The 12,471-nt window shown below is 34.9% G+C and carries 10 protein-coding genes, 1 tRNA gene and 1 other annotated feature; of the genes, 4 read left to right on the forward strand and 7 right to left on the reverse strand.

What is annotated here, in order from left to right:
* Positions 1–470: 470 nt before the first annotated feature.
* Complete coding sequence (locus HMPREF2801_RS03060; protein WP_070610498.1) at positions 471–1,931, reverse strand: L,D-transpeptidase family protein; 1,461 nt, start codon at positions 1,929–1,931, stop codon at positions 471–473.
* 437 nt (positions 1,932–2,368) lie between these two features.
* Here HMPREF2801_RS03060 and HMPREF2801_RS03065 point away from each other — a divergent pair, with 437 nt between their 5' ends.
* Entirely contained in the window at positions 2,369–3,073 is a 705-nt protein-coding gene (locus HMPREF2801_RS03065) for an NYN domain-containing protein (protein WP_070610499.1), read from the forward strand.
* A 137-nt stretch (positions 3,074–3,210) separates the two neighbouring features.
* On the opposite strand, the gene HMPREF2801_RS03070 is transcribed toward HMPREF2801_RS03065, so the two are convergent.
* Together HMPREF2801_RS03070 and HMPREF2801_RS03075 are read right to left on the reverse strand one after the other, a co-directional pair.
* A tRNA-Leu gene (locus tag HMPREF2801_RS03070) sits at positions 3,211–3,294 on the reverse strand.
* Positions 3,295–3,461: 167 nt separating this feature from the next.
* A complete protein-coding gene (locus HMPREF2801_RS03075; RefSeq protein ID WP_070610564.1) occupies positions 3,462–3,704 on the reverse strand; it encodes a type II toxin-antitoxin system RelB/DinJ family antitoxin in 243 nt (80 codons plus the stop codon).
* A 118-nt stretch (positions 3,705–3,822) separates the two neighbouring features.
* Between HMPREF2801_RS03075 and HMPREF2801_RS03080 the strand changes: the two genes are divergently transcribed.
* From HMPREF2801_RS03080 to HMPREF2801_RS03090, 3 genes are all read left to right on the forward strand, one after another.
* Positions 3,823–4,224, forward strand: a complete 402-nt coding sequence (locus tag HMPREF2801_RS03080) for a hypothetical protein (RefSeq protein ID WP_083303702.1) — start codon at positions 3,823–3,825, stop codon at positions 4,222–4,224.
* A 100-nt stretch (positions 4,225–4,324) separates the two neighbouring features.
* Complete coding sequence (locus tag HMPREF2801_RS03085) at positions 4,325–5,215, forward strand: copper amine oxidase N-terminal domain-containing protein (RefSeq protein ID WP_070610500.1); 891 nt, start codon at positions 4,325–4,327, stop codon at positions 5,213–5,215.
* 115 nt (positions 5,216–5,330) lie between these two features.
* Complete coding sequence (locus HMPREF2801_RS03090; protein ID WP_070610501.1) at positions 5,331–6,398, forward strand: hypothetical protein; 1,068 nt, start codon at positions 5,331–5,333, stop codon at positions 6,396–6,398.
* A gap of 144 nt (positions 6,399–6,542) precedes the next feature.
* Here HMPREF2801_RS03090 and HMPREF2801_RS03095 read toward each other — a convergent pair whose 3' ends face one another.
* The 4 genes from HMPREF2801_RS03095 to HMPREF2801_RS03110 form a co-directional block, all read right to left on the reverse strand.
* Positions 6,543–7,352, reverse strand: a complete 810-nt coding sequence (locus HMPREF2801_RS03095) for a C39 family peptidase (protein WP_019125715.1) — start codon at positions 7,350–7,352, stop codon at positions 6,543–6,545.
* Positions 7,353–7,433: 81 nt separating this feature from the next.
* Positions 7,434–8,729 carry a bifunctional folylpolyglutamate synthase/dihydrofolate synthase gene (locus tag HMPREF2801_RS03100; RefSeq protein WP_070610502.1) on the reverse strand — a complete coding sequence of 432 codons (1,296 nt, stop codon included), beginning with the start codon at positions 8,727–8,729 and terminating at the stop codon, positions 7,434–7,436.
* The gene (locus HMPREF2801_RS03105; protein ID WP_070610503.1) at positions 8,726–11,377 is read right to left on the reverse strand and encodes a valine--tRNA ligase; all 2,652 of its coding nucleotides are present in this window, start codon (positions 11,375–11,377) and stop codon (positions 8,726–8,728) included. Before HMPREF2801_RS03105 ends, HMPREF2801_RS03100 begins: the two co-directional genes overlap by 4 nt.
* A 67-nt stretch (positions 11,378–11,444) precedes the next feature.
* Positions 11,445–11,646 (reverse strand) — a binding site (T-box leader).
* Positions 11,634–12,431, reverse strand: a complete 798-nt coding sequence (locus HMPREF2801_RS03110) for a hypothetical protein (RefSeq protein ID WP_070610504.1) — start codon at positions 12,429–12,431, stop codon at positions 11,634–11,636. (Overlaps the previous feature by 13 nt.)
* Positions 12,432–12,471 lie beyond the last annotated feature (40 nt).

Here is a 12,471-nt window from a genome sequence, read left to right on the forward strand (position 1 = left end):
CCCCTCCAAACCACCCCTTTCACCCCACGCCCTGGATCAAAAGAAAGAAAGCTTCGCTTTAAAAGTATAAATTATTTTTTTATTATTAATTTTCTATTTTAAGGAGGGGGTAAAGGGGGCGGCAATGCCCCCTCTACCCCCTCCTTTGACCTCCCCCACACCCCCGTGCCCTGGCAGGGGCCTCGACCCTCAGCTACGCAAAAAGCCCTCCAGCTAAAAATTTTGAACTCGTTCGCTTCGCTCTCTCAAACAGCAAAATTTTTTACGCTTCCGGACTTTTTGCTTATTACTCGACTACTTCTACGGCATATTGGCAAAGGTGATTACCTGCCCACTTTAACGGAAAGCTGGGTATTGTTGCCAAGTTATTTTTCTCACTTGAGATTTTTATTTAATAGGTTTTTTGTAAAAATATTAATAAAAAATCGACCATGTTGTGGTTTTCTAATCATGGCCGATGTTTTTTGTTTTTATTGTTGTGCTACTGGCACCTGTTCTGGGGCTGGTTGTTGTGCTGGCACCTGTGCTTGTGGTTGTGCTTGTGGGGCTGGTGATGCTATTTTTTGCCTTGTTGAGTCATAGACTATTACTGGCATGCCATTAAAGGTTTTTGGATAGAGGTTTTTCATCACCGCTGGTGGCACATTTACGCAGCCGTGAGAGCCGCCACTTAGGTAAATTTTTCCGCCGAAAGTTGATCTCCAATCGGCATCGTGAAGTCCCACGCCTGACCAATTTATAGGAAGCCAATAGGAAACTTTTGAGCGGTAGGTTTCGCCTGTTAGGTACCTATTTCTCTCGCGAGACCAAATTCTGTCTGTGCCCGTTGGTGTTCCGTTGCCTAGGGTTGGGTTGCCTGATACTATGTCCGTCTCAATTTCCAAATTGCCCTTGTTGTAGTACCAAAGTTTTTGCCTTGCAAGGTCCACCTCGATATAGGTGTTGCCCACATCGTCCACTGTCCTTGACACTGCATCTTGCCTGTAAATTGGTTTTATTGTAACTGGCTCATCTCTTTTTAGGGCAGCAATTATTTCGTCCTTTGTCTTTTGTCTATCGGTAATCCAACCGTAGATGCCGCCGTCAACTTTTACTGTCCCAATGCCTGTGGCGTTAAATATTCTTGATGTCCTAAAGGTGTCATACTTTGCTGCAAGTTTTTCCACGAAGTTTGTCACCTTTTCTTCGTCAATGACGAGGCTTCCGTCATCAGCCTTGGAATACATGGCAATTATGCCCTGACCTGTCACTTCCTCTTTTCTGTCATCAAAGTCAAAAGTTATTTTTTTAGTAAAAAGATTTTGGTAAGATGCAAGTTGATTTTTGATGTAGTCGCTATCTGCTATTATTTTCGGTTCAATATAAAGATTTTCTTCTTCAAGATTTAGTTTTTCCTTTTTGTCGGCAAAATGACCTAAGACTGCTTGTCTAAGTTCATCTCGCTTTAAAAAATCGCCATGAACTTCTTTTTCAACCTTAAATTCATCCTTGTCGAAGATAATTCTTGCATCAGTGGAATGAACTGATTCATTTTGCACTGCCTTTAGGCTATTTATTCTATTTGTAAGAGCTGAGTCATCGTATTTTAAGTTTGTGTCAAGCTTATAGTGTTTGTCCACTAGGGATGCAACGGGCCAATATAGTGGAGTTTGATCCACAAATCCGCTGCCAATTTTTTCTTCAAATTTTATTTCTTCTGCTGTAATTTTGTCATTATTTTTTTTGTCCTTGGCAATTACTTCTAGGACAAATTTTTTAGATAAATCTTCGTAATTTTTTTCAAATTCAGAAATTTTTGTCAGTCCAAAGTCGTGGCCGTTGACATAGGTCCTTGGCATAAACCTATCTCTAAATAAATAAAGTCCCGTTATATATATGAAAATCAAAATTATAAGTATAAATGCAAAAAATATTTTAAAAGTCTTCTTCATAATTCCTCCAATACCTTACATTATACTCTATAGAAATTTTTAAAAAAGAGAATTTCTCGGATTCTTGCAAATGTAATTTAATTGTAAATATTTTGCCCTTGCTTTTTGTTGAGGTTTATCTTTGTGAATCTAAATTGTTCTAGACTCTTACTTTTTGCGAGTAACTGTATTTTTATTATCTCTGTATTGCTTTTTTTAGCTAATAATGGCATTATATGTTTAGAAATTAATAAAATTTTATCCACAGAATTTTTAATTTCTTTACTTTTATTAAATCTTATTTTTTATTTTATATATTGATTGATTTTTTACTGAAAAGGATATAATATATATGTACAACAACTTGTTGTAAAAATTATTAATCAATCCTTGGAAGTAGCTCTCCCACCATATGGGATGCGGCAAAACCAAGGATTTTTTGTTTATAAGGAGAATTTATGAAAACTGCTATATTAGTTGACGGAGCCTATTACAGAAAAATAAATGCTTCTGTTTTTGGAATGCAAACACCTAAGGAAACTGTTGATGCGATGTATAAATATTGCCTCAGACATTTAAAGGATAAAAAAGATGGTGATACTGTATATAATGAACTATATAGAATATTTTATTACGACTGTCCACCTATATCAACTAACATATTCCATCCTTATCTACAAAAGGATGTAAATTTAGGCAAATCTGATTTGTATAAGTGGATGACAGAACTAATAAATGAACTTAAAAAACAAAGAAAGGTCGCTTTGAGGTTAGGCACTCTTTCAGACTATGATTTAAATTACAATTTAAAATTTTCAGCAACTAAAAAACTTTTCAACCACTCTCTTACAGTTTCTGAATTACAAGAATCTGATTTTCAACTTAATATCAGGCAAAAAGGCGTTGATATGAAGATTGGAATAGACATAGCCTCACTAGCATATAAAAAGCAAGTTGACCAAATTGTTCTAATAGCTGGAGATTCCGATTTTGTACCTGCAGCAAAATTAGCCAGAAGAGAAGGAATCGACTTTGTTTTAGATCCACTGGGTCGAAAAATAAAAGATGATTTATTTGAACATATTGATGGTCTGAAATCAAGAGATGATAAATATTATAATATCTATAGGAAAAGTAATAAAATTAGCGAGAAGAATAAATAGCCAAAAAATAAAATATTATTAAAGAATCCGAAGTATTATCTAAAAATAATTACTTCGGATTTTTTTACTATATCCTTAAAAGTTTTCTTAAAAAAATGGTACAAAAAAACACACAAGCTAACTTGTGTGCTTATTGTTGGTGCGGGAAAGAGGACTTGAACCCCCACTCCGTTGGAACTAGATCCTAAGTCTAGCGCGTCTGCCAATTCCGCCATTCCCGCATGAAGTTTTAACAACAAAATATATTATACTGAAGCTTTTATTTTTTGTCAACTATTTTTTAAAATATTTTTATAATTTTTTTACATTTCATGTAAAATCTAAAAAAATTTTTACAGACAATATAGTTTTGCTGTCTTTACATTATAACAGGCAAAATAAATTTTTGCTACTGCAATTTGTTTTCTTTTTCTATTTCTTGGTCTGCCTCTTTAATTATTTCGTCAAAAGAATTATAGGGTCCTAGTAATAATGCGTCACTTGCTTTTACTTCAAAAGGCATAGCTCCCTCGTCAACAACTGCTCTGGCAAAAATTTCAAAGGCTTCGTCCCTTGTCATGCCCATAGATTCACAAACTTTTTCGAATTCATTTTTTAAATTTTCTTCTATTCTTATATTTACATTTGCCATGGTCTCACCCTTATTCATTATAACATTCTCTTCCTTTTAATCACAAGTCACATAGATTTAAAAATTCTTAAATGGGTAAGATATCTAAATAAAAGAATATTAGAAAGAGTTGATTTTTTTGAACTTTAAAGAAAAGATGAGAAAGTTTATGATTGGAAGGTATGGTCAAGATGAGCTGGGCAAATTTATTTTATTTCTTGCTCTAATTCTTCTTATTATAAATTTATTTGTAAAGACGGCTGCCCTATCTGCTGGATCTTTGGTCTTAATTGCCTATTCTTATTACAGGGCTTTTTCTCGAGACATTAGTGCAAGGTATGCTGAGAATAAAAAATTTTTATCCACAGTTGATCCCCTAAGAAGAAAATTTTCTTCTTCAAAAACTAAATATGATAATAGAAAAGTTTACAAGTACATAAAATGTCCCAAGTGCAAGTTTGAAATGAAGGTGCCAAAGGACAAGGGCAAAATTAGAGTTACTTGTAAATCTTGTGGCGAAAAGTTTGTCATAAAAAGTTAAGGCTTCTGGATTTTTCCAGAAGCTTTTTTGTTGAAATCTTAACTTTATTGTAAATTCTTTAAATTTTTTTAGTGGTATAATATATTAAAGGAGTGATTTTATGAAGAAGAAACTTTTATTTTTGTTATCTTTTTTATTACTCTTCACTGGCGTAAGTGCTAGGAGCGAAAAAAAGATGACTCTAGTTATTAATAATATTGTCTTCGAGAAGGAATTTGTTGTGAAAAATGACAGAATCCACATTCCCCTTCGCCTTGTTTCTGAAAATTTAGGCGCCGATGTTAATTGGAAGGGGGACACTAAAGAGGTTGAGATTATCAACAAGGGCAAGAAAATTGTTTTTTATGTCGATTCTAATGAGTATAGGATTGACGATATTGTCTACACAATTGATTCTCCTACTTTCATCTTAAAGGACACTTGTTATGTTCCTGCAAGGGCTCTTGCCAATGCCATGGAGGCAAAGCTTGAGTGGAATGAAAAAGAGTTTTACTGCTCTATTGACAATGGCTACGAAAAAGATCCTACTCGTGATGTGGATCCAGCTAAGGACGGCAAGGACCTTGCTATTATTGATAAGTTAAGAAAGGTTACTGACCTTGGCGACTACTTAAAGGATGGTGTCATGAGGGTAGAAGAAGTTGACGATGGCAAGGTTTATGAATTATTTTTAAAGGATTATGAAAAGAAGAATTTATCCATGAGATTTATCTTTGACAAGAATAATAATTTAAGATTTTATAAGTTTGACTACTTCCCTAACGAAAAGTATCCTTTCTTGGAAAAACATTTAAGTGAAGAGGAGTCAAAAAAAGTGGCTCGTGACTTTATGGATATCGTTGGCGATAAGAAAAGATTTTTAAAGGAAAATGAACTTAATGCAAATCAACAAGTAACGCCTGAAGCTGGAACTTATAATTTCTACACAAAATCTAGTCTTATTGCTGTAGATGCAAGCGGCGGTTTCGTTTACGCTTATAGCAACAATTAATGTTACAGAATTATTAAAAATGTAAAAATAAGTCACAAATTTAGGGATTGGAATTGATTTCCTATCCCTTTTCTGTATAATTAAGTTAACTTATATTTTTTAGGAGGAATAAAAAATGAACAAAAAAATTACATCACTATCTTTAGCAGGTATCATGCTACTATCTACTGCAAGCCCAGTTTTTGCTGCTCCAGAAGTAAAGGCTCCAGTTAAAGAAACTACTAAGGCTGAAGAAATGGTAAAAGATGCTAAGGAAGCTGGCAAAGAAATTGCTAAAGACGCTAAAGAAGCTATGACTGATGCAAAAGAAAAAGTTGAAGAAAAAGGCAAAGAAGCTGTAAAAGAAACTAAGGATCTTGCAAAAGAAGTTAAAGAAGAAGCTAAAGAAGTTAAGGAAGAAGTAAAAGAAAAAGTTGAAACTAAAGATGTTAAGGCTACTACTCAAAAAGTTAAGCTTGACGGAAAAGATGTTGTAATCTACGGATACAATATTGACGGATACAACTACTTCAAACTTAGAGATTTAGCTGCTGTTTTAAAAGACACTAAGGCTAAATTTGGCGTTGAATACAAGGACGCAATGGTTACTCTAACTAAGGGTGCTGACTACAAGCTTGCTGAAACTGACCAAAAAGAAGTTAAGGCTGAATCTAAGGGAATGCTTACTAACGACAAGGTAATGGTTGGCGACAAGGCTCTTACTGCTACTGCATACAAGGTTGACGACAGCAATTACTACAAACTTAGAGATCTAGGCGAAGCTCTTGGTTTTGGCGTTGACTATGACAAGGCTACAAACACTGTTTTATTAATGTCTGAAAAAGAAGCTGCTAAAGAAGAAAAAGTTGCTCCTAAATTAGAAGAACTTAAAGAAGCTGTTAAAAAAGAACTTGTTAATGAAAAAGAAGTTCGTGAATCTGAAGCTTACAAAAAAGCTGACGACAAAGTAAAATCAAACTTTGAAAATGCTGTTGCAGCTGCAAAATCTCTACTAGATGACGAAAAAGCTACTGCTGAACAATTCGAAAATGAACTTAAGGCACTTGTTGAAGCTAAAGAACAACTTGGCTTCAAGGCTGATGTTAAAGTAGAAGAAAAGAAAGACGAAAAGAAAGAAGAAGTTAAAGAAGTTAAAGACGAAAAGAAAGACGACAAAAAAGAAGAAGTTAAAGAAACAAAATAATTTAACTTAAACTTAAAAAGGACCATGGAAAAAAATCCATGGTCTTATTTTTTTTGATTTTGTGAAGTTTTTTGAGTATGCGTGAATGTGCAAAAATTTTTCTGTATGAGATCTTCCTAATAGGATGTGAACTATTATTTTTTGTCATTTATTTTTTTCAACAGCCCAAGCTGCTTTTATTTCTTTTTTTATTTTATCGTACTGCCATCTGTTTTTTGAATTATAAACAGAGTTTGGGTCATTTAAAATAATTCTCCCCTCATTATCAAGTCCGCATGCCAAAGCTATGTGTCCTGTATCCGTAAAAATGCCTGGTTTGAAAGATAAAATCACAAGATTTCCCTTTTCAAGTTCACTAATTGTTTCACTTTTCATAATTCCTCGAACTCCTAAACCCTCTTTTGTTAAATAATCTTCTATAAGATTCCATGAACTCATGCCGGCTTCAACATAAGCATTTTTTTCTGCAAACTTTGCAATTTCTTTTGGACTCCTATTTATCCCACAGCCGCTTAAAGCCATGGAGAGAGTCGTTGGCATGCAACCTCTCGTGCCAATTAGTCCGCCTGCATATTTTTCGTAACCCCAACGAGGATCAAATTGTAGATAAAATTTCACTGGATTATTTACAGCAAAACTTTCACTTTTTTTCGCAAGACTTTTATCATCTTTTAAGTATCCAAGTATAAAACCCAGTGCCTCTTCCCTTTTTGCGGCAAGCTTTATCATTTTGTCTGGGAGCTTGTCAATATTTTCGTAGACAAATTCATAGCCCTCATCTTTTTTTGCCTTCTCCTTTATTATTTTTATTTTGTCTGACAAATCTTCGCCTCTTGTAAAATTTTCACTGTCTTTTAAACTTATCTCACTTGAAATCCTATTTCTGTGGATGGAAAATCCCCTTACAAGAAAAATTATTAAAAAAATAATGACTGCGAATCTAATCTTTTTCATATTATCACCGCAATCATTATATAAAATTATTGTTAAAACTTTATTCCAAAGTTCTTACAAATTTTCTAAATAATAAAATTTTTAAACCCTGTAGTCGTAATTTAAAATTTCTGCCCTTGCCTCACTCACAAAGTAAAGAGAGCCTGTTATTAAAATTAAATCGCCATCTTCATATTTTTCTTGGTAATGATTAATGGCATCTTCAACACTCATGACTTCTGCCTTAAGTCCATAGCCTGATGCTTCTTTTTTTAATTCTTCTGGACTTGTCCCCCTCTTGTAGTCCAAGTTCACGAAGACCACTTCATCTGTGAAAGATGAAATTTCTTCTAACATCTTCTTGTGCTCCTTGTCTGACAAAATTGACATGATGAGGTAAAGTTTTTTGAACTTAAAATTATCAATGGACTCCACTAATTTTTTGATGCCGTCAAAATTGTGGGCGCCATCTAAAATTATTAGAGGATCTCTCGATACAATTTCCATTCTGCCCGCCCATCTTGAAGATTTTATTCTCTCCCTAATTTTTTCTGTGGAAATTTTTATAATTCCCTTCTCCTTTAAGAGATAGAGGGCATAAATTGCTCCCAGGGCATTTTCCACTTGGTAGTCACCAATTTGTGTGAGAGAAAATTCTTCCCAGTCACCTAATTTTACCTTGAAGTCAATTCCCCTTAGGTCGGACTTTATAATTTCACTTTCTAAATCCTTTGTGTAATAAATTTCTGCGGACTTTTCTTCTGCTTCCCTATCTATTACTCCAAGAATTTTTGGATCCTTATTTGTTGTAAGGACAAGTCCATTATCTGTTATTATGCCAGCCTTGGCGTCTGCAATCTCCTCTATGGTGTCGCCAAGGTATTCCATGTGGTCCATGGAAATTGATGTGATAATGGAAATTAATTTTTCGCGGCTGGTGAAAATATTTGTGGAGTCGGCACGGCCTCCCATGCCAACTTCCAAAACTGCGATATCAACTTTTTCTCTATCAAAGTAAATTATCGCCATTATGGTCAAAAATTCAAAGAGGTTTAACTCGCCATAATCTTCAATTATTTCCGGCTCCTTACTTATTATAAATTGGCCGATTTCTCCAAAGTCTTCCTGTGAAATTTCCTGGTCGCCAATTTTTATTCTGTCGCAATAAGTTATGAGGTGGGGTGAAACAAAGGATCCAACTTTATAATCTTCCTTTAGGATGTCTTTTATGAAATTAACAGTTGAGCCCTTGCCATTGGTCCCTGCCACATGAATAACCTTTAGGTTTTTTTCGGGAGAGCCAATTTTTTCCAAAAACTTTTTGATTCGGATGTTGCCCTTGGACTTAAATTTCCCAATTCTCTTTTCAATGTTTTTTACAACTTCTGTGTATGTCATAGATTTTTTTCAACCTTTACAATTTGTTCTTCCACTGTCTTTAAAATTTCTTCGTATTTTGTAACTTTTTCTTTTTCTTCTTCAATTAATTTTGCTGGAGCCTTTGAAACAAATCCTTGGTTAGATAGTTTGCCCTTGGCTCTTTTTAGTTCAGCCTCTGCATCCTTCTTGTCCTTTTGAAGTCTCTTTAATTCCTTTTCAAAGTCCACAAGTTCCTTTAGTGGAAGTTGAATTTCTGCTTTGTCGAGAACTATGGCAATATTTTCTGAATTTTTTCTGCCTTCGTCATCAGTTATTTCAACAGAATTTGAATAGCCAAGGCTTAATAAAAGTCCCTTCATCTCTTCAAAGATTTCCTTCACTTCTGGATCCTTAGTGTAGACAAGAGTGTTGGATTTTTTTGAATTTTCGATATTCATTTCACTTCTTGCATTTCTAATTTCACGAATTGCATTTTCAATATATTCTGTGGCTCTCTCTTCCTTTTCAAAGACAAGTTCTTCCTTATGTTCTGGCCATTTAGAAACAATTAGGGCCTCTTCCCTATTAGGTAGGGCTTGCCAAATTTCTTCTGTGATGTATGGCATAAATGGGTGAAGAAGCTTTAAAATGTTTTCTAGGACATAGAGCAAAACTTTTACTGTGTTCGTCTTTTCTTCATGATTATCGGAATATAAAACTGGTTTTACTATTTCAATGTACCAGTCGCAGAAGTCTGACCAGATAAAGTCGTAGATGTCATCTGCTGCAAGTCCAATATCATATTTTTCGATTTTTTCTGTAATTTGTTTTATAACTTTTTGTAGTTTTGAAAGGATCCACTTGTCTTCGTAGTGAAGTTTTTCCACATCGAAGTTGGAATCTGTAATTTCATCGGACATATTCATCATGAGAAATCTCGTTGCATTCCAAAGTTTGTTGGCAAAGTTTCTGTTGGCTTCAACTCTCTTTGTGTAGAATCTCATGTCGTTACCTGGTGTGTTTCCAGTTACAAGAGTAAATCTAAGGGCATCGGCACCGTAGTCTCTTATGATGTCAAGTGGGTCAATGCCATTGCCTAGTGACTTAGACATTTTTCTTCCTTGGTCATCTCTTACAAGTCCATTTAAAAGTACATCCTTAAAAGGTAGCTTGCCCGTTTGTTCAAGGGCAGAGAAGACCATTCTTATTACCCAGAAGAAAATTATATCGTAGCCAGTTACAAGGACATTTGTTGGATAAAAATATTCGTATTCAGGAGTTTTTTCTGGCCAACCCATTGTTGAGAAAGGCCAAAGGGCAGATGAAAACCAAGTGTCTAGGGTGTCTTCGTCTTGAGTATATGTTTTTCCTTCGTGACCCTTAGTGTTAGATGGATCAGTTTTTGAAATTACAATTTCATCGTCAGAGTCAGAGTACCAAACTGGAAGTCTGTGTCCCCACCATAATTGCCTTGAAATATTCCAGTCGCGGATATTTTCTAGCCAATTTTCATAAATTTTTCCAAATCTTTCAGGTACGATGTTGAGGTTGCCCTTTCTATATTCTTCAAGGGCAGGCTTTGCTAGTGGCGCCATCTTTACGAACCATTGCTTGGAGATTAGGGGTTCGATAACTGTCTTACATCTTTCGCAGTGACCAACAGCGTTGTGGTGGTGCTTCTTGCCAATATAGTAGCCAAGTTTTTCAAAGTCTTCAATTATTTTCTTTCTAGCCTCATATCTTTCCATGCCAGCATAGTCGCCTGCATTTTCATTAAGATATCCCTTGCCATCCATGATTACAAGTTGACCAAGATTATGACGAGATCCAACTTCAAAATCGTTAGGGTCATGAGATGGAGTGATCTTTACTGCACCAGAACCAAAGTCCATTTCAACATACTCGTCGGCAATAATTGGAATTTTTTTGTTGCCCATTACTGGAATCATTACATATTCGCCAACAAGGTCAGTATATCTTTCGTCATTAGGGTTTACTGCAATGGCAAGGTCTCCAGGAATAGTCTCTGGTCTTGTTGTTGCAATTTCAATTCCCCCTTCCCTGTCTGCAAAGGGATATTTGAAGTACCAAATATTTGAATCAGTTTCAATGTGCTCAACTTCTGCATCAGAAATTGAAGTTTCGCAAGATGGACACCAGTTTATAATTCTGTTGCCACGATAAATTAGTCCCTTTTCATAAAGTTCGATGAAAACTTCTTCTACTGCGTTGGATAAATTTTCGTCAAGAGTAAAACTTTGTCTTGACCAGTCGCAGGAGATTCCAAGTTTTTTAAGTTGATTTACAATATTTCCGCCATATTCATGAGTCCAGTCCCAAGCACGCTCTAAGAATTTTTCTCTACCAATGTCTTCCTTGTCTATGCCCTCACTTCTAAGTTTTTCTACAACTTTTGCTTCAGTAGAAATAGATGCGTGGTCAGTGCCTGGAATCCAAAGGGCAGAGTAGCCTTGCATTCTCTTTGTCCTGATTAAAACATCTTGAATTGTGTTATTAAGAGCGTGACCCATGTGAAGGTTGCCTGTTACATTTGGAGGTGGCATAACAATAGAGTAAGGTTTTTTATTTTCATCAACCTCTGCCCTAAAATAATTATTTTCCATCCAATAGTCATAAATTTTCTCTTCAAAATCCTTTGGATCATAAGTTTTGTTTAAGTCTTTCATTTTTCCTCCTCGAAATTTATATTTTTCTATATTTTTTATAATTTAAAAATAAAAAGCGTCCTCCATCCCTAAGGACGAAAGACGCGGTACCACCTTAATTTTTATTTTTCAATAAACACTTTAAAATCTTTAACGAGATAAGTCGTCTCTGGCTACTTGATTCACCAAAGAAGCAAAAAAGCTACAATTGTAAAGTTTATAAAGACCTCTCAGCAAACAGTCTCTCTCTAAATATAAATTTTTACAATCCTCTTTTTTATTGCTTGTTTTCTATTGTCAAGTTTTGTATAGGAGTGAGGTAACTTGTGGAATCATTGTCTTCTACAACTTCTACTTGCTTGAAAAATATGATTACCTTTTCGTACTTATCAATCCCACCAATTTCTTCCCTTACATTTTGATGATCTTCTGGCTCTGAAGAATTTATTCTTACCTTTAGTTCTTTGATTTCTTTTCCATTTTCATCTTCAAATCCTAAGATATAAGTAGATTTCATTAAACTTTTAACATTGGAATAGGTGTTAATATCTAAGACTAATTTGTCACCACTAAATCCCTTTGAGTTTATGACTGCTCCAATTATTGTGGCATCTTCCATCTTGTAATCCTTTTCTGGTTCTTTAGATTCACTTCCAAAGCCAAAAGCTCTTGCCGCATTGTCATAATCTTTCTCAAGGTCCTTTTTAACTGATGAAGACTCAAAAATAAAATCCTTAGCCCTTAAAAAATCAGAAGCTTGGAAGGTAAATTCAGCATCTGGATCCACCTTTGGATATAGGACCTTAGAATCGTCAGACCCACCAATTATTCCTATAGCACTTGCTTGGTCTGCTTCTTGATTATTATTTTTTTCTCCATCTTTATCTTTGTTTTTGTTTTTATTTTTATTATTTGTGGTAAAAATAGCTGTCGGTCCATCTGCCCTGCCAATAATATCTACTCCAGGGTTTTGCCTCTTAAATTCTGCTTCAAGCATTTTGTTTCGAATCTGTGGATAGGCAAAAATTCCTCCCACAACAAGGACTCCCAATAATATTAAAATTTTCTTCTTCATTGAGCACCTCCCAATTAATATAAAAGATACCACAAAAATC

Source organism: Peptoniphilus sp. HMSC062D09, assembly GCF_001811425.1.
GTDB lineage: Bacteria > Bacillota > Clostridia > Tissierellales > Peptoniphilaceae > Peptoniphilus_A.